Annotated in this window: 23 protein-coding genes and 2 tRNA genes; 10 read left to right on the forward strand and 15 right to left on the reverse strand. The window is 27.0% G+C overall.

Annotated elements, in window-relative coordinates; translation table 11 throughout:
• Positions 1-37: 37 nt before the first annotated feature.
• Positions 38-403 (reverse strand): rhodanese-like domain-containing protein, encoded by a 366-nt coding sequence (locus tag EDD60_RS02575; RefSeq protein ID WP_066446287.1) that lies wholly within the window; start codon positions 401-403, stop codon positions 38-40.
• Between the two features lie 99 nt (positions 404-502).
• On the opposite strand from EDD60_RS02575, the gene EDD60_RS02580 reads away from it, so the two are divergent.
• From EDD60_RS02580 to EDD60_RS02590, 3 genes are all read left to right on the forward strand, one after another.
• A tRNA-Glu gene (locus tag EDD60_RS02580) sits at positions 503-578 on the forward strand.
• A gap of 7 nt (positions 579-585) precedes the next feature.
• A tRNA-Trp gene (locus tag EDD60_RS02585) sits at positions 586-659 on the forward strand.
• Positions 660-1006: 347 nt separating this feature from the next.
• Positions 1007-1600 (forward strand): CPBP family intramembrane glutamic endopeptidase, encoded by a 594-nt coding sequence (locus EDD60_RS02590; protein WP_165973117.1) that lies wholly within the window; start codon positions 1007-1009, stop codon positions 1598-1600.
• A gap of 51 nt (positions 1601-1651) precedes the next feature.
• Here the strand turns inward: EDD60_RS02590 and EDD60_RS16700 are convergent, their stop codons facing one another.
• The 3 genes from EDD60_RS16700 to EDD60_RS16035 all read right to left on the reverse strand — a co-directional run bounded on the left by EDD60_RS16700 (position 1652) and on the right by EDD60_RS16035 (position 3075).
• A complete protein-coding gene (locus tag EDD60_RS16700; RefSeq protein ID WP_396627784.1) occupies positions 1652-1819 on the reverse strand; it encodes an HTH domain-containing protein in 168 nt (55 codons plus the stop codon).
• Positions 1820-1891: 72 nt separating this feature from the next.
• Complete coding sequence (locus tag EDD60_RS02595; RefSeq protein ID WP_066446290.1) at positions 1892-2752, reverse strand: MerR family transcriptional regulator; 861 nt, start codon at positions 2750-2752, stop codon at positions 1892-1894.
• Positions 2753-2925: 173 nt separating this feature from the next.
• A complete protein-coding gene (locus EDD60_RS16035) occupies positions 2926-3075 on the reverse strand; it encodes a hypothetical protein (RefSeq protein ID WP_165973118.1) in 150 nt (49 codons plus the stop codon).
• Positions 3076-3243: 168 nt separating this feature from the next.
• Between EDD60_RS16035 and EDD60_RS02600 the strand changes: the two genes are divergently transcribed.
• Both EDD60_RS02600 and EDD60_RS02605 read left to right on the forward strand, forming a co-directional pair.
• Positions 3244-3576, forward strand: a complete 333-nt coding sequence (locus EDD60_RS02600; protein ID WP_066446292.1) for an antibiotic biosynthesis monooxygenase family protein — start codon at positions 3244-3246, stop codon at positions 3574-3576.
• 106 nt (positions 3577-3682) lie between these two features.
• A complete protein-coding gene (locus EDD60_RS02605) occupies positions 3683-3955 on the forward strand; it encodes a hypothetical protein (protein WP_066446294.1) in 273 nt (90 codons plus the stop codon).
• Positions 3956-3990: 35 nt separating this feature from the next.
• Here the strand turns inward: EDD60_RS02605 and EDD60_RS02610 are convergent, their stop codons facing one another.
• The 6 genes from EDD60_RS02610 to EDD60_RS02635 form a co-directional block, all read right to left on the reverse strand.
• Positions 3991-4353: a hypothetical protein gene (locus EDD60_RS02610; RefSeq protein WP_066446297.1), complete on the reverse strand. Its 363-nt coding sequence runs from the start codon at positions 4351-4353 to the stop codon at positions 3991-3993.
• Positions 4350-4853 (reverse strand): LytTR family DNA-binding domain-containing protein, encoded by a 504-nt coding sequence (locus tag EDD60_RS02615; RefSeq protein WP_165973119.1) that lies wholly within the window; start codon positions 4851-4853, stop codon positions 4350-4352. The genes EDD60_RS02610 and EDD60_RS02615 overlap by 4 nt, the downstream gene beginning before the upstream one ends.
• Positions 4850-6193: a hypothetical protein gene (locus EDD60_RS02620; protein ID WP_066446300.1), complete on the reverse strand. Its 1344-nt coding sequence runs from the start codon at positions 6191-6193 to the stop codon at positions 4850-4852. The genes EDD60_RS02615 and EDD60_RS02620 overlap by 4 nt, the downstream gene beginning before the upstream one ends.
• 494 nt (positions 6194-6687) lie before the next feature.
• Positions 6688-7677, reverse strand: a complete 990-nt coding sequence (locus EDD60_RS02625) for a MerR family transcriptional regulator (protein WP_066446303.1) — start codon at positions 7675-7677, stop codon at positions 6688-6690.
• Between the two features lie 388 nt (positions 7678-8065).
• Positions 8066-8389, reverse strand: a complete 324-nt coding sequence (locus EDD60_RS02630; protein WP_066446306.1) for a hypothetical protein — start codon at positions 8387-8389, stop codon at positions 8066-8068.
• 138 nt (positions 8390-8527) lie between these two features.
• Entirely contained in the window at positions 8528-8725 is a 198-nt protein-coding gene (locus EDD60_RS02635; protein WP_066446308.1) for a helix-turn-helix domain-containing protein, read from the reverse strand.
• A 109-nt stretch (positions 8726-8834) separates the two neighbouring features.
• On the opposite strand from EDD60_RS02635, the gene EDD60_RS02640 reads away from it, so the two are divergent.
• Positions 8835-9029, forward strand: a complete 195-nt coding sequence (locus tag EDD60_RS02640; protein ID WP_066446310.1) for a hypothetical protein — start codon at positions 8835-8837, stop codon at positions 9027-9029.
• On the opposite strand, the gene EDD60_RS02645 is transcribed toward EDD60_RS02640, so the two are convergent.
• Entirely contained in the window at positions 8993-10339 is a 1347-nt protein-coding gene (locus EDD60_RS02645) for an MATE family efflux transporter (RefSeq protein ID WP_132226196.1), read from the reverse strand. The two genes, EDD60_RS02640 and EDD60_RS02645, sit on opposite strands and share 37 nt — an antisense overlap.
• A gap of 115 nt (positions 10340-10454) precedes the next feature.
• Here EDD60_RS02645 and EDD60_RS02650 point away from each other — a divergent pair, with 115 nt between their 5' ends.
• A complete protein-coding gene (locus tag EDD60_RS02650) occupies positions 10455-11318 on the forward strand; it encodes a PfkB family carbohydrate kinase (RefSeq protein ID WP_132226197.1) in 864 nt (287 codons plus the stop codon).
• 23 nt (positions 11319-11341) lie between these two features.
• Here EDD60_RS02650 and EDD60_RS02655 read toward each other — a convergent pair whose 3' ends face one another.
• From EDD60_RS02655 to EDD60_RS02670, 4 genes are all read right to left on the reverse strand, one after another.
• On the reverse strand, positions 11342-12286 hold the full coding sequence (locus EDD60_RS02655; protein ID WP_066446330.1) for an L-lactate dehydrogenase: 945 nt from the start codon (positions 12284-12286) through the stop codon (positions 11342-11344).
• A 64-nt stretch (positions 12287-12350) separates the two neighbouring features.
• On the reverse strand, positions 12351-13001 hold the full coding sequence (locus EDD60_RS02660; RefSeq protein WP_066446334.1) for a GyrI-like domain-containing protein: 651 nt from the start codon (positions 12999-13001) through the stop codon (positions 12351-12353).
• On the reverse strand, positions 12994-13734 hold the full coding sequence (locus EDD60_RS02665) for a GNAT family N-acetyltransferase (protein ID WP_066446336.1): 741 nt from the start codon (positions 13732-13734) through the stop codon (positions 12994-12996). Before EDD60_RS02665 ends, EDD60_RS02660 begins: the two co-directional genes overlap by 8 nt.
• A gap of 58 nt (positions 13735-13792) precedes the next feature.
• On the reverse strand, positions 13793-14692 hold the full coding sequence (locus EDD60_RS02670; RefSeq protein ID WP_066446339.1) for a helix-turn-helix transcriptional regulator: 900 nt from the start codon (positions 14690-14692) through the stop codon (positions 13793-13795).
• 372 nt (positions 14693-15064) lie between these two features.
• Here EDD60_RS02670 and EDD60_RS02675 point away from each other — a divergent pair, with 372 nt between their 5' ends.
• The 3 genes from EDD60_RS02675 (at position 15065) to EDD60_RS02685 (ending at position 16364) form a co-directional block, all read left to right on the forward strand.
• Positions 15065-15466 (forward strand): hypothetical protein, encoded by a 402-nt coding sequence (locus tag EDD60_RS02675; RefSeq protein ID WP_066446341.1) that lies wholly within the window; start codon positions 15065-15067, stop codon positions 15464-15466.
• 94 nt (positions 15467-15560) lie between these two features.
• On the forward strand, positions 15561-15845 hold the full coding sequence (locus tag EDD60_RS02680; RefSeq protein ID WP_066446343.1) for a hypothetical protein: 285 nt from the start codon (positions 15561-15563) through the stop codon (positions 15843-15845).
• 252 nt (positions 15846-16097) lie between these two features.
• Positions 16098-16364: a hypothetical protein gene (locus EDD60_RS02685; RefSeq protein WP_066446345.1), complete on the forward strand. Its 267-nt coding sequence runs from the start codon at positions 16098-16100 to the stop codon at positions 16362-16364.
• Positions 16365-16381 lie beyond the last annotated feature (17 nt).

Here is a 16381-nt window from a genome sequence, read left to right on the forward strand (position 1 = left end):
GGGTTTAAAAATATGCTCGAAAAAATAAAATAATTTTCTATCTTTTTCTTCTACGATTGCGTTTAGATGCGTGTAAACCTTCTTCTAATTCATGATAATCAATGAAGCTACCTAAATCATAAACATGATAACCTTTTTTATAGATTTTTTTATACGCTCTTTCACTAATTGCTGGATTAATTGCATAAACATAATAATTTAAATCTTGATCAGGATAATATTCTTCAAAATCATCCATTAATCTTAGTGGTAAACATTCTGCATCAGCTATATGTAATTCATCAAAATCTTTTTGTTCATCAACACAAATAATAACAATTTTATCAGGATTTTTAACGTATCGACGATATCCTTCATTAATTTCTATTTTTTTTATTTCTATTTTTTTACCAAATCCAAACATAGCATTTCCTCCAATACTTTACTATAATATCACTATTTCGTTCATTTTTCTATTGATTTTCTTTTTTTTGTATGTTATTATAACCTAGCAACAGATAATGGCCTGTTGGAGAAACGGTTAACTCACATGCCTTTCACGCATGCATTCACGGGTTCGAATCCCGTACAGGTCACCAATTTTATAGGGGCGTGGTTCAATGGTAGAGCATCGGTCTCCAAAACCGTGGACGCGGGTTCGATTCCTGCCGCCCCTGCCAGATAAAAAATATTATGAATGTAAAATACTACCAATATGTGCAAGAGGTTGTCCATATGAAAAAATATTATTTAATGAAGTGCAATGTGATAGGAGACTATTCTCACTTCAAGAAATACTTAAACTTACATATGGGATATAAATAAACATGTTCAATAAGTTTAAAGTTAAGTGTTATATTGGAGTATAAAACAGTAAAATTTATATTTTAGAAAGGAAAATTGAATTCATATTTTATGAATTCATATTTTTATTTAAAAAGACAATATGAATTTAATTATAAAAAATAATCCAGGATTCGTTTCATCAATAGTATTATTTTTAATAGTTAATATAACGTCGTTTATTATGGCGAAAATAATTTCTTATTTTCCCAGCTTTTTTTCAAATATATATTCCAATACTTTAATTGGATTTATATTACCTATTATAACTTTGCCATGCACGTATTATTTGGTTAAATTTTTGAAATCAGATATATCATCACTCGGCATTACTAAAAAGAACTTTACCAAATCACTAAGTGTTGGAGTACTTATTTCAATTTGTCTTTTTATTATATTTGGTGGCGATCATAATGATTATCAAAATGTGCTTGTAACTCCTACAATTATCATGTTACGTATATTATATTTCTTGATTTGCGTTTCTGTAGTTGAAGAAATTGTTTTTAGAGGATTTATAAGACAAAACATTTGGAAGAATAAAAAGGCTTTATCATATCTGTTAAGTGGAATTTTATTTTCATTTTCCCATGTTACTTTTCACAGTGTTATAAATCACATTAGTTTTATTTGGTTTATTTTAAACAGATGGCAAGCGCTACTCTTTTATGTTTTGATACATTTATTTTTACAAATAATTTATGATAAATATCAAAATTGTGCTGGTCCTATTGCGATTCATTTTGTTATTGATTTTTTTGGACTTTTCTCTATGTAATTATTAAATAAAATTATATTACTAAAATACAAAAGGAAGGAATTCTATTTATTATAGAATTTTCTTTTTTATTTTATTATCTTTAAAAAATTCCATTCCCTGTTCTTGATATGCTAATTGAAGCTCAAAATAACCTATCTTTTCTTCAGGAGTTAGATTATCCTTATTTTTTTCTTTAGAGTAAATTATTGCTCTTTTTTCATACTCAAAATAACACATAAATACAATAAAAAGTCATCTTTCTACGATGGAACTAGATAGTTACATATCGTAGATTGATGACTTATTTTTTTACTTCTTTTTAAATTTATTTACAAACAATTTATCGAGTTCTTTAAATTGCTCTTTAACAGTTGGAACTTCTCCATTTTTTAATTCTTTTAACGGGTTTATATAATCCTTTTGAATAACTGTGTAGAAATTATCCCGTGGATTATCCAAATGATATAATTCTGCCCATTCTCTAAAATGTTGATTGATATATTTACTAAGTTTTACAGGATCTTGGTATGTTTTATAAATATCAATAATATTCATTGGGTCATTAACAGTCATATCTTTTTCTAACAGAAAATCAAATAAATCATTCACTTTAAGATTATTCATAAGTTGAAATGAATAAGAATCTTTTCCTGTGTGAATGTCCAAATCAACAAAGTATAGATTATAAATACCATAATACATACCAGCTTCTGCTTTAGTACAACATAATGATACATCTATTCCAATAATTTCATCTTTATAAATTTCAACATCTAAAAATGAAATTCTATCTTTTAATACATTTAAATTAACATAGTGATTATTAATAACTTCATTATCAAATACAATATTCACTTTTTTTCTTTGAATATACTCGTTGATATTTTGTTCAACTAATTCCAATTCGCTTTTCTCTTTATTTATGAAATCTTTTTTTGTTTCCAAAGCTTTTCTAATTGAAAGTTTTCCATCTAATATAAGTTTAATCTCATCAATAGGAACTTCCATAGAACGTAATAATAAGATTAATCTCAAAATATCAACATCACTTGAAGAATAGTTTCTATAATTATTCTCATCACGTTTAGGATTTATCATACCTTCTTTTTCATAATAAATTAATGCTTGTTTTGTAATCCCCAACATATGTTCAATTTCATGTGTCGTCATATAAACCATCCTTTCTTTCTAAATTCACTCTACACTATATGCTAAGAATACAGTCAAGCATTTCATAACATCTTTTCAAAGATTCATCTTATTAAAACTTCTACCCTAATCAATAGTATTTTCTTATAACTTACTAAAATAATTATTATATGCTACATCTATTAATTCAACTTTTATTTTATCATAGTCATCCCATTAAAAACTGTTCCTAAAACACTCTTATTTAAAGTATTTTCCATATAATCACTATAACTTTTTAAAAATTCATGAAAATAATATGAATCTACAAAACCAATGCTTTCCTTTGTAATCTCATCTCTCACCTATCAACACAAATCATATGATTATTTTAACGCAGCTAAATGAAACATGAAAATAACACATAGAACACCATTGTCATTATATATTTGTCTTTTTAATTCTTATTTATTTTATCTACAAAATAATGATATAATTATCATATAAATAAAAATAATTAGGAGGATGATACAATGGCAATAACAGTGAATATTTATTATCGTGGAGAAAACGGAAATGCTAAGCGATTTGCTGAGGGAATGATTTCAAGTGGGACTGTAGCTGATATTCGTGCTGAAGATGGAAATATAAGATATGAATACTTCTTTCCAATGGATGATGAAGAAACAGTTCTTCTTATTGACAGTTGGGTAAATCAACAATCTATTGATATTCATCATGCTTCACCTATGATGGAGAAAATCACAAAACTTAGAGAAAAATATGATCTTCATATGAAAGTAGAACGCTATGTTTCTGATGAAGATGGAATACCTGAAACAGACAAAGCTTTTATTCAAGAATAAAGTCATAAAAAATCTATCTTAATCAATAATCTCATTCTTATTTCTTATCATACTTATACAAATATATGATATAATCATAAGTAAATAATATAAAGGAGCAAATTTTATGAATAATAATCAAATGATTTATGTTGATCCACAATTATCTCAGGGCGAAGCACTCAGATGGGCATATTTTTTTAAAGAACTTAATAATAATTGGGTTATTACTAGTGAAAATCCTGAGAATAAAAATATTGATACTTATGAACTTTTAGATAAAAGTGTTGTCTTAACAAAATATCCTGAATTAAAACAATTATTAACCTTAGATTTCGATAAAAGTATTTCATTTCGCAAAGGAATGAACAGTGATAAATGGTATGATTTTCATTTTTAACCTTAGCAAAAAAAGATTGAAAAACTCAATCTTTTTTACTTTATTAAAGCTTTATTCATTACATGCATTCGCCAACAATCCTGACATATATAAAACAACAAGAAACCAAAGATTAAAAGATAATATAATGAATGCAAAAGAAACATAACAACTCCATAAACAACACATAACAAAATCATAAACTTCAATGGATTAACTTTATGAACAATGATTTCTAAGATAACATTCCACATTTCTAATAAAATAGTTAAAAATAAGGCAATCAAAACACAATAGATAAGACTTTTTTGAAAAGATGTCATAGTTGTTGTATATAAATAGCCATTTCCTAATAAATTACGAGTTATCACACAATATACAAAAGCAACACCAAAATGAATCCCTATTCTTTCTTTCATAATGCTTTTCTCCTTAATTTTTCCATAAAAGATTTCACATAACTTCTTGTCAGTAAAATCCTTTGTTGATTCTTTAATACAATAATATATCTTCTTTGTACATCAGGAATAAAACTATCAATTTCATAAATATTTACAATCATTGACTTATTCACTCTAGCAAAATGATAAGGCTCTAAAATAGTTTCTAATTCATAAAGTTTTTGATGTGTTACAAACTGCATTGTTTCAGTATAAATAAATGCTTCTTTAGAATATCCTTCAATATAGATAATTTGTTGAGGCAATATTTTAAACATTCTTTCCCCTTGATAACAAAGAATATATTCATGACTTTGATTAAGATATTGTATCAATTCATCTAGATGATCCATTGAAAAATAATAACAAAGTCCTTCATAATCATAACCCTTTTCAACCAATACTATATCTAAATATAGATAATCTCTTAATAATGATTTTAATGTAGATAGGTGTTGATCTGAACAGATAATTTTCATGATAACACCTCCATTGGACATAGAGTCGTTTTTATAACTTGCCAATTTTCATCATAATAAACAACCTTTATTGTTTTTATGTTTTTCACAGGTTCTTTAATAAAATTATGACTTGTAGATAAATCAAAACTATCATCCAGCATCCCATATTCCCTTAAAAGAAAATCATTATCACCATACAAGAGTTGAATACCATAAATATTAAGATTGTTATTTTTTATATAAACTTTTGGCAGACCTATAATTGTATTCATATCATAACAAAAATTTTCAATAGAAATATCTTGGTCTTCATAATGCATAACACTTGGCTTCACAGATTGAATATCACTTTTTTGATCATAGTAACAATCCCCTTTGTGATTATAAAGTTGAATTTGAAAGACAAGATTGGATTTTTCTACAATAGAATCATTTAGTTTATTAATATCATTATAGATATCACTATTTATATAACCTCCTGTGTACCCAATAAATGGACAACTTTCTTTATCTTCATATTCTATCTTTTGGAATTTATCATATGATTCTAAAATAATTTGATCATCTTGAATAATTTTATATCTGACTTTATCCATATTTTCTAAAAGATGATCTTTTATAAAAACCTGAACAGCAGAGTACCTAGTGACTTCTCCTTGTACAAAAAGAGTTGTGTTTTTATGTGAATCCAATCCAAAAGGTGGAACTTTATAATCATTAGTATCGACTTTAAAATATCGTACTTCTTCTTCATTAACTTCTTGTTGAATTGTTTTGACATAATCATCTTTTATATAAATGAGTCCTGCAACACTCAAACAAGAAAGAATCAATAATATAACAAATGACTTTTGACTATGCCAAATAGATTCAACCTTTAAATTTAAATATTCATCTTCTAAAAATCGATTAATCTTTATCAAATGATATTCAATAAAAACCAATAGAATAACCGATACTATAAGTAAAATATTTTCTATTATCAAAAGTTGTTCTATCCAATAACTAAGAATAATCATTATAAAATAACAAATCAAATAACTTCTATACAGTTTTCGATATTTCTTTATTTTAGGATAATCATATCCAATTTCATCAATTCCTTTAAACAAAAAATATAAACTTAATATTAGAATTATTGCACTTTGGTTTGAAAAAAACAAAGTAACAACTAAATTGATTCCAATTAAAATCAAAGAAACAATCAAATATTTTTGTTTTACTTTGTTTAAAACAATAAGAAGTCCAATGCAAATAATCATCAAAGCAACAACAATTGGAAAAAGAGAAATATTATTATAATGAAACTGAACACCTAACAAAAGCCACAATCCTACAGCTATGATTCCTATTCCCATCAAACCACCTCCCATTAATATTAAATCATATTTATCATATTCAAAGTGAAAAACAATATTAAAATAGCCAAAATGTGGATTATGTTACCGATTCAAACTTCAATTTTTGAGAAGATAACTTTACTATAATTCATATCTACTATCTTTTCTTAGTTTCAATCAAGATAAATAAAATGGATAAAAACCTTATATATTGATTTTTTAATTATTTTTATGAACATCCATTATATAATATCATTCAATAAATCTACTGATTCACAATGATAAACATGTTTGCATTATCTCTATCATATTTTTAAATCATTTTTAGTAGTTAAACATAACTATGCATTACTTTTATTTTTTGAAAAAACACATGTAAAACTCTTTTAATTCATATTATATAAATCAAACATTTTCTATTTTTATTCTAACATATTTATCACAAATGAAAAAGAATTAGCCATTATTGACTAATCCTTCTACATATTCTTTTCTAAATATTCATAAAGTGATCATTCTTTTTGTATAAGTACTGCTTTAAAATTTCTATCATCAATAATATGAACATGATGATATTCTAAGATTTCATATACCGATTTTCTGTCTTGATCATCCTTTTCATAAAGTGAACTATTAACTGTAAAATGTTGACCATCCAACATATTAAACTGATAAATAACATTGTAATAATTCATTGGTCCAAAACCAATACCACCCACCTTTTTTTCAATGATTATTTTCACATTATCAATATCTTTGTAAAAATAATGCTTAGCCAATTGATCTGTTGTTTGCTTCAATATAGCCTTTATACTTTTTAATTTCATTTTATGACTATCAAAAATATAAAAATCAACATCTTGGAATTCATAGTATTTTTCATGAAAATTAATCAACATAAACAAAATCCAAAAGATAAAAGTTCCAGCTAGCCATATAATCCATCCTATACCATTTGTAAACAAATGACGTCCTAAAACACTCAACATAGCCAGAAATATAAAACCAACAATGATAAAATAACCAAACATTTCTTTTACAAGCTGATAAGGTGTTGTTTTTCTCCCGATTGTTATAACTGAATAAGGTTGCATAAATTCTGTTATTTTTTGAAATAATGTTTTGATATCCTTATCATAATCATTATCAGCATAAAATTCTCCATCAACAACTGCATCTAATAAAGGAATGTTCTTTTGAGTTAATTTTAAACATTTTTGTTGTATTTCTGCTAAGTTTTCAACTTGTAACTGTAATGTTTGAAGGTGTTGTTCCAAAATATTTTGAAATTCATCTTGATTCAATAAAATTCTTTCTATCATTTCTAAAGGAATATCTAATTCTCTTAAAAAACGTATTTTTTTGAGTGTTTTAATATCATCCATAGTATAATTTCGATATCCATTTTCATCTCTTTTAGGATTAAGAAATCCTAACTTGTCATAATAGCGAATGGTTTGTGAATTCATTTGTAACATTTTTTCAACTTCTTTGATTTTCATTATAATCATCCTCTCTTGTATAAACCGAAAAATAAACGCTAATTTGATTGTTAATTCTATTCATATATTTCTTCCTTTCAATCAAACCATACACCCTTCAACAACTATAAGGTCAATACAATTTCATAAAATAATTTTATATTTTTAAATTTTTATTCTTCTAGCACAGTTATATCATCATAAAACAAAGAAAAATATAATAGCTTTTTTAAAAGTTATTAATTCATGCATTATAAAAAAATGATTTGATTATTCAAATCAATTAGACAATTTCCTATTCCTAAAATAATCCCCATATAAAATTTCCTTTTTTATATTATCTCACAAAAACAATATCATAAGAAGTTTTTTATATAAATTTATGAACCTAAGCAATAACAAAAAAATCTCAATCGAGATTTTTTTCACTTTCTTCTTTAAATAATGTTCTTACACAATCACGAGCTTGTTCAATATAAGCATAAGGAACAAAGATTTGATATCTTTCAAATAAAGGTCCTACTTTCAATGCCATTCCAGCTCCCATAGATGTTGTATAAGTATAAGGAATTTGATTATTTTCTAAAACTTCAATCAGCATTTCTGCCCACATCACTTCTTTTTCAATCAAGAAACATTCATCATCAGGTTCAACTTCTCTTAAATGAGACTTACCACAAATATCACAACAATCATTTTCATTTAAAGCTCTGCATCTTTCACAATAATACATATCATCATCCCTTCCTACTTCTATTTTACTACATTTATTTATCATAAGAAAAGAAAATCAACTTCCTATGAGAAATTGATTTTAACCATTAGAGATATATGATAAAATAATTGCGAAATAAAAGACAAATCAATCATATTATTTAATAATTGTCACAATATCTTGGATATCACAATCTAAAATTGAACATAAATCAGCAATCGTATTAAGTGTTACACTTTTATTTTTTCTTAAAGCATCTAATGTCCCACGACTGACATGATATTTATTTATTAATTCATATTGCGAAATTCCTTTAACAATTAATGTATGAAAAAAAGGTTCAAAACTAATCATATGAGTTATATCCTCCTTGTATTTATTATAAGGATAAGTATTTTTATTTAATATTGCCGAACATTTGGCAATATATTATAATAGATTCGAGATGAAAAGAGGTTAGATTATGGAAAAAACAGTTGAATTATTACATGAAACATCAAAAAGATTAGCTCAAACAATTGATATGATTGATATCTTGTCACTTGCCTGTTCATCAGTAGAAAAAGCTGATCTTATAGGTCCTTTAGAAATTATGAAAAGAGATTTACAAGATCTCTATTTTCAAATTGATGAAGTCTTATATGAAGATAACCAATGAGAACGTCGATAATAGATGAAAAAGACAATGGAACTTAATGTCCATGTAAGTGGATATGCCCAAAAAACCATTTGAATTTGCGGAATAATCATAACAGCAACAGTTATATAAGTGACTCGAATAATACACCAGCAAACCATCATGACAATCATTGGTACAACGGATTTCCCTGCTCCTCTTAAAATACCAGCTATACAATGTGAAAAAGCTAGCAAGAAATAAAACAAAGTAACACTACGTGCCTGAGCTGTTCCAAAAGCAACGACTTCTTTGGTTTGATCAAACATAGAAATTAAAAATGGAGCTAATATATAAATACTAATGCCTACAACTTCAGCAAGTATCAAAGAACAAACAATCCCAAAATGAGCACCTTTTTTAACACGCTCATATTTTTGTGCACCCAAATTTTGACTGACAAATGTTGTCAGGGCTAATGCAAAGCAAGTGATAGGTAAAAAACCAAATCCTTCAATTTTTGAATAAGCTCCACATCCAGCAACTGCCATCTTTCCAAAACTATTGATATGACTTTGAACAACAACATTGGCTAAAGCAATAATTGAATTTTGAATCCCTGCTGGTAAACCATTATTGATAATTTGTTTAAACATAGGTAAATCAAAACGAATATCTTTAACATGCAAACGATAGACTTCTGGTGCATGTAATAAATGATATAAACATAAAAGTGCACTTACAAATTGTGAAATAATTGTGGCAAGTGCTGCTGAACCGACACCCATATGGAATACAGTAATAAAAACAATATCTAAGATAATATTAATGATAGACGATACAATCAAATAATAAAGTGGATGACGACTATCACCAACAGCTTGTAAAATACCAGTTAAAGCATTATATAAAACAAAAGCCAATGACCTCATAAAATAAATTCTAAAATAAATAATTGAATTTGGTAAGACATCTTTTGGTGTTCCCATTAATACTAAGATTTTAGGAGCAAAAATCACACCAACAACACTCAATAAAAGACCAGAGATAATCCCTAAAGCAACTGTTGTATGAATTGAACGATGAACACGTAATTCATCTTTTGCTCCAAAGTATCGTGCAATAACAACCCCAGCTCCGACAAAGATTCCATTAAAAAAACCAACTAATAAGAAAATTAAATTTCCCGAAGAAGCAACTGCTGCTAAAGCTGAAGAACCCAAAAAATTTCCTACAATTAATGAATCGGCAGTATTATATAATTGCTGAAAAAGATTTCCTAAAAATAATGGAATCGCAAAATAGATAATCTTTTTTGCGATTGATCCCTCACTCATACTTGTATTTTCCATCTCCCATTCCCCCTTGCATATTCTTATGATACGCGCCTTGCTTTTAAAAATCAATAGCCCTTTCTCTTGATTGATATACATTCATTTTCTATAATGAAGTAAAGGAGTTGATTTTATGAAAAAAACACTTGTTATTGGATCAAGCGTTTGTGATGTAATTATTAGATTGCATCGTATTCCACAAGTGAGTAGGGATGAAAATATTATTCATCAAGAATTATCGATTGGTGGATGTGCTTATAATGTTGCGCATATTTTAGATAATATGCATTGTCCTTATGATTTATTTTCACCAGTTGGTCAAGGAATTTATGGAGATTTTGTAAGAAAACATTTTAAAGAAAAGAAGATTCCAATTATGATTGAAAGTCAACAGAAGAATGGTTGTTGTTATTGTTTGGTGGATGATAGTGGAGAAAGAACTTTTATTTGTGAACATGGTGCTGAATATTTTTATCAGGCTTCATGGTTTGATCAATTAGATGCTAATAATTATCAGCAAGTATATGTTTGTGGTTTAGAAATAGAAGAAGATCATGATGAAGTTATTATCCAGTTTTTAGCTAGTCATCCACATTTGACAATTTATTTTGCACCTGGTCCAAGAATCAATGCAATTGAAAGAAAGCGTCTTATGAAACTTTTATATCTTCATCCTATTGTTCATCTTAATCAACAAGAGATTTTTGAATTTACAAAACAAAATGATTTATCCATAGCATGTGCCTCACTTTATCAAATAACTCAGGCCCCAATCATTGTCACTTTAGGAAAAGATGGTTGTTATTATTATGATGAAAAAACATCATTTCATACACCCTCTATTAAAACCACAGTTGTTGATACAATTGGTGCTGGTGATAGTCATATTGGTACAATTATAGCTTGTCGTAGCCAGGATATGAATTGGCCAGACTGTTTAATAAAAGCTAATCAAATTGCTAGTCTTGTTGTGAGTCAAAAAGGATCTACATTATAAAAACACATCAATTTGATGTGTTTTTATAAATCTAAGCCATTTAAAACTTCTTTAAGTGCCTTAGCACTTTCTTGAAGTTTTTCATTTTCTTCATTGTTTAAATATATGTCAACAACCTTTTCTACACCTTGACTTCCAACAACTGTTGGAATACTTAAACAAATATCATTTAAACCAAATTCACCTTGCATTAAACTAGAAATTGGTAAAACTGCATGTTCATTTTTAACAATCGCTGTAGCAATTCTTTTAACCGCAACAGCCACTCCATAATAAGTTGCACCTTTACGTTCTATAATCTCATATGCACTATCTCGTACTTGTTGAGCAAGTCTTTCCATTGCTTCTTGATGATTAAAATGTCCTCTTAATTCACAAAAATGATTAATATGAATACCAGCTACTTGAGCTCCTGACCAAACAGCTAACTCACTATCTCCATGTTCACCAATAATATAAGCATGAACATCACGTGGATCAACTTGTAAATGACGACCTAAAACATATTTTAATCGCGCTGTATCTAAAACTGTTCCTGAACCAATCACACGATGTGCAGGGAATCCAGATAATTTTAATGTTACATATGTTAAAATATCTACAGGATTTGAAACAATCATTAAGATTCCTTCACAATTTCTATTCTTAATTTCTGGAATAATACTTTTAAAAATAGCAACATTTTTCTTAACCAAATCTAATCTTGTTTCATTTGGTTTTTGATTTGCTCCGGCAGTAATGACAATTAATCCTGCATCTACGATATCATCATAACCCCCAGCATAAATATTCATAGGTGTTAAATAAGCACTCCCATGACTTAAATCCATAGCTTCACCTTCAGCCTTTTGATGATTTGCATCAATTAAAACCATTTCTGAAAATAAACCTGTTTGAATTAAACTAAAAGCTGAAGTTGCTCCTACAAACCCACAACCAATCACTGCAACTTTTTGCATATTTACCATAAATTTCATACCTCCTATTGGCTATTAGTATAATAGGATTTCAAGATTTTTCAATCAATATGCATTATGATTTTTTCTTAATTGGATGACGAATGACAGTTTTTAGATTTTCAACTTTTGTCTTGCGAGGATCACTTAAATAAATTTCATGGTGATAACGCAAAGAATCTTCTTTTAAATCATTAACATATCCTTGTTCTTCAATAAATTCATTCATTTTCTGAACACTTGTGACTTCTTCATCATAAGAACCTTTATGCATAATTTGAACACATAATCCTTCATGATACGTTAAATACTGAGCCAAACCAACATTCAGTTCAGGCTTTTTCTTTTGAACTTCTGCTTTCACTTGTTCAAAATATTCTTCAGTTACAAACTCAGGAAGTCGAATCATTGAATACCAATGAAACATATTTTTATCAACAATTCTTTGACCATCAAAATATCCTTCATCACCAAACCACAATCCTTCTAATGGTGGAACAACATATTCAAAATAACCATCGGGTTGATTTCCACTCATTTTACTCATTTTAATTGTATATGAAATAGCATATAAAATACCTATAGCTTCTTTATATTCTAAAGATGTATTTGGATCACCTTTCCCCTCTACCATGACATAATGAATAGGGGGAACATCAATGAATACTGGTTTTGTCTTAGGCATATACAAATCTTTATACTCTTTTTTATAATCTAATTTATTCATGTATCTCACTCCATATCTTTTCTAATTTTCTTACATTCAAAACTTCTCTTGTCATAAACTTCTTTTGATAAAATAAACTATAGGTTGTCATAGGTGTTGGTGCCTGTAAGGCTTGTTCTCTTGTTTGTAGATGATGTATCGTCAAAGGGATATTTTGCTTTATACAATACTCCTTAATTTCTTGAACATATTTAATATTAAATGGACATTGATGTGTATAATACAAAACCAACCCATCTTCTTTAACGTCTTCAATCATAAACTTTGGTGCTGGTTGACCATCCTCAAAAGGATAAAACAGCAACTCATATTCTTCATTCCACTTATCAACACTATAAAACCCTTGTTTAATTAAAAAATCATAATCCATTAAAAAAGACTTTTTCTTTGGTGAAGATAAAATCACTAATCCTTTCTTTCCTTTAGCTTGACTATCCAAAATACATTTCTTTAACAATTCTTTTGCATATCCATGACCTTGAAATTTCCCCGATACCCATAAACAATTGATATACATATAATCCTTTCCTGTTAAATGAATCCAAGCTTTTTCAATTGGAATATATTCAATAAAACACTTCCCTCTCTCATTTAACTTTGTAAAAACCAATCCTTCTTGTATTCTTTCTTTTAACCACTCTTTTTTTGAAGTTGCTTGATTATCTTTAGCAGACATTGCACAACAAATATGTTCTTTTTCAATATTATCTAATGTTAATGTTATTGTTTCCATACGATTCTCCTTTACTGTATATATTATACCAAAATAAACATGACACCCTCTGTCATGTTTATCCATATATTTTTAATAATGTATGTATTTCATGTAACATTTCTTCTCTTAATGAATGAGGTTCAATAATTTCTACACCACTACCAAAAGATAAAAGAAAAGATAAAAACCATGGATGATATGGCATTGATGTATGAATCCAATATCCATCTTCTTTTTCTTGAATATCTTGATCAGAAAATTGATCATAAACAAAACTTCCTAAATATTTTTGAAACTTTAATACTACATCTATTTTTGTTTGATTTTCTTCATATGTTAAATGTGGTTCTTTATAGAAAGCAGATCTATCAAATTGTTCATCTTTAATCACTAATTGTTGAATACGAGTTAGCTTATAAGTCCGATAATCAGCTTTTTTAACTTCATAACCATATAAATACCAAGCATTGTTTTTATAAAAAAGTTTAATTGGAAAAACATCACGATGACTTTTCTGCCCTTGAGCATTGATATAATGAAAAGTAATCCTTAAATGTTTTAAAATAGCATCTTTTAGTTGTGAAAACTTTTCATTCATTTCTTGATCTTGATGCCACGAAGAAAAATTAACATCTAACCATTCTTCACTTTCTTTTTGAAAGATTGTCTGCATATGTTTTAATAGTTCCTGATATTCACTAACATGTAATGAAGATAGACTAGATAATGCTAATAAGATTTGCTCTTGTTGTGATTCATCTAACAAAGATTTATCAAATACAAAGTTTTCATCAAGAGACACTCCTCCATCTACACCCTGTTTTGTTATAATTGGAATTCCAGCAACTAATAATTTATCTAAATCACGATAGATTGTCCTCGTTGAAACTTCAAATTTATCTGCTAATTGTTTAGCTGTCGTTTGTTTATTTTCCATTAAATAATAAAGAATTTCAAATAATCTTCCTGACTCCATCTTTTTTCACACCCTCTTAACTTCATCATACACAATTTCTAATCAGAACGCAAAAAAACTTGTTTAAAAACATTTCTTTCTTATCTTTTCAATTACTCACTTATTTCAAACATAATACCTTAATATTTTCATTTATTCATTGAATGATGACAATAAAGCAACCTTTTTGCCTATATTTATATCTATAAAATTCCTATATTATTTATATATATGAATTGCATTATAAAAAAACACTTTTTAATACCACAATAACAAATTCATTGAACAAAACTAAATAGTTATTATATTGCCCATAAAGCATTTTACTATATAATTAATAATGTATTATAATATTACTTATTAATAGTCAAAATAAACTTAAGGAGAAATAACATGAAAAAGAAAATCACTAAAGAAGAATATTATTTACAAAATGAAGAAAAGGTTAACCAATTATTAGATATCTTTGAATTAGAAAACCTTACATTTGATGAAAAAATTGCCCTTTTATTACCTTTGATTGATTCAACGATAGATAATTTTTTTACTCCTCCACTTTTAAAAATGCCTAATGAAATTTCTAGTAGAGTTGAGTTACACTATCATAGTAGAATTTTGTTAGTTCTATTAAAATATATTTTAGAATCGAATAGTAAATTAGATTATTTAAAAAACATAGATAAACAAAATAAAGAACTAATAAGTCAAAACGAACAAATCATTGAGCAGAACAATAAAACTGTTGAACAACACCAACAAATTATTGATTTACTAAAAGAAATTAAAGATAAGTAAGCACCACACAAGTGGTGTTTTCTATATGTTATTTTATTGTATATATTTTTCTTATAGGATATAATTATTCTATAAGAAAGCGAGGAATTTAAAGATGATCGAACAAAATAATGATATGGAAAATATGATTAGGGAATACGGTTTGGAAAAACTAGATGAAAGTGATCAAATAGCTGTTTTTAGAATGTACAAAAATTTAAAAGATTATAAAAAAAATGAAAAAGTTGCATATACTATAGACACAATTTATAACGCTGCTTGCTATACACAAAATTATCTACTTTTAAAACAACTCCTTAATTTTCAAGAACAAAACAATCAAATCATTGAGCAGAACAATAAAGTTATTGAGTTACTTACTGAAATAAAAAACAAATAAGTAGCTCCCATAATTATAGTGCTTTATTCTATAAAAATACTTTTTGAAATTTCTTTAATAGTTATAGTGATTATAATAATATTATAGGATAAGCTTAAATAAAGATAAAAATCTGCTCTATTTTACAATATAATAGACAAATTAAGATATGATTTTTAGGTTTAATATTTTTAAATACATATAGATATTATTTCCATTGTTTTCATTTCTTTTCTCATATAAAATAAATATATAAGAAAGCGAGGAATTGTGATGTTTGATAAAAATTTAAGTGAAGAAGAAAAAATTAATTTATTGGGTCTTGAAAATCTAGATGATATTGAAAAAGATGCTATTAAAGAAATGTTTGACAGTATTCTTTTAAAAAGCGGTTTTCATAGTATGCGTAATACTAGTAGTGTTACAGCGCCTACTTTAGCTATGTACACTCAGAATTTTATGATTATTAGACGTCTTTTAGAAATAAAAGAACAAAATCAACAAATTATAGAATTATTGACAGAGATAAAGAATAAGTAGAAAACACCACGAATGTG

It is taken from the genome of Longibaculum muris, from assembly GCF_004343035.1.
Lineage (GTDB): Bacteria > Bacillota_I > Bacilli_A > Erysipelotrichales > Coprobacillaceae > Longibaculum > Longibaculum muris.

Coding starts and splice junctions, on each gene's coding strand:
- EDD60_RS02600 (WP_066446292.1), top strand. CDS start 3,244: ATGGCAATAACAGTGAATATTTATTATCGTGGAGAAAACGGAAATGCT.
- EDD60_RS02640 (WP_066446310.1), top strand. CDS start 8,835: ATGGAAAAAACAGTTGAATTATTACATGAAACATCAAAAAGATTAGCT.
- EDD60_RS02650 (WP_132226197.1), top strand. CDS start 10,455: ATGAAAAAAACACTTGTTATTGGATCAAGCGTTTGTGATGTAATTATT.
- EDD60_RS02625 (WP_066446303.1), bottom strand. CDS start 7,677: ATGAAAATCAAAGAAGTTGAAAAAATGTTACAAATGAATTCACAAACC.
- EDD60_RS02665 (WP_066446336.1), bottom strand. CDS start 13,734: ATGGAAACAATAACATTAACATTAGATAATATTGAAAAAGAACATATT.
- EDD60_RS16700 (WP_396627784.1), bottom strand. CDS start 1,819: ATGTGTTATTTTGAGTATGAAAAAAGAGCAATAATTTACTCTAAAGAA.
- EDD60_RS02590 (WP_165973117.1), top strand. CDS start 1,007: ATGGCGAAAATAATTTCTTATTTTCCCAGCTTTTTTTCAAATATATAT.
- EDD60_RS02660 (WP_066446334.1), bottom strand. CDS start 13,001: ATGAATAAATTAGATTATAAAAAAGAGTATAAAGATTTGTATATGCCT.
- EDD60_RS02685 (WP_066446345.1), top strand. CDS start 16,098: ATGTTTGATAAAAATTTAAGTGAAGAAGAAAAAATTAATTTATTGGGT.
- EDD60_RS02595 (WP_066446290.1), bottom strand. CDS start 2,752: ATGACGACACATGAAATTGAACATATGTTGGGGATTACAAAACAAGCA.
- EDD60_RS02610 (WP_066446297.1), bottom strand. CDS start 4,353: ATGAAAGAAAGAATAGGGATTCATTTTGGTGTTGCTTTTGTATATTGT.
- EDD60_RS02630 (WP_066446306.1), bottom strand. CDS start 8,389: ATGTATTATTGTGAAAGATGCAGAGCTTTAAATGAAAATGATTGTTGT.
- EDD60_RS02635 (WP_066446308.1), bottom strand. CDS start 8,725: ATGATTAGTTTTGAACCTTTTTTTCATACATTAATTGTTAAAGGAATT.
- EDD60_RS02605 (WP_066446294.1), top strand. CDS start 3,683: ATGAATAATAATCAAATGATTTATGTTGATCCACAATTATCTCAGGGC.
- EDD60_RS02670 (WP_066446339.1), bottom strand. CDS start 14,692: ATGGAGTCAGGAAGATTATTTGAAATTCTTTATTATTTAATGGAAAAT.
- EDD60_RS02575 (WP_066446287.1), bottom strand. CDS start 403: ATGTTTGGATTTGGTAAAAAAATAGAAATAAAAAAAATAGAAATTAAT.
- EDD60_RS02655 (WP_066446330.1), bottom strand. CDS start 12,286: ATGGTAAATATGCAAAAAGTTGCAGTGATTGGTTGTGGGTTTGTAGGA.
- EDD60_RS02645 (WP_132226196.1), bottom strand. CDS start 10,339: ATGGAAAATACAAGTATGAGTGAGGGATCAATCGCAAAAAAGATTATC.
- EDD60_RS02615 (WP_165973119.1), bottom strand. CDS start 4,853: ATGAAAATTATCTGTTCAGATCAACACCTATCTACATTAAAATCATTA.
- EDD60_RS02675 (WP_066446341.1), top strand. CDS start 15,065: ATGAAAAAGAAAATCACTAAAGAAGAATATTATTTACAAAATGAAGAA.
- EDD60_RS02680 (WP_066446343.1), top strand. CDS start 15,561: ATGATCGAACAAAATAATGATATGGAAAATATGATTAGGGAATACGGT.
- EDD60_RS02620 (WP_066446300.1), bottom strand. CDS start 6,193: ATGGGAATAGGAATCATAGCTGTAGGATTGTGGCTTTTGTTAGGTGTT.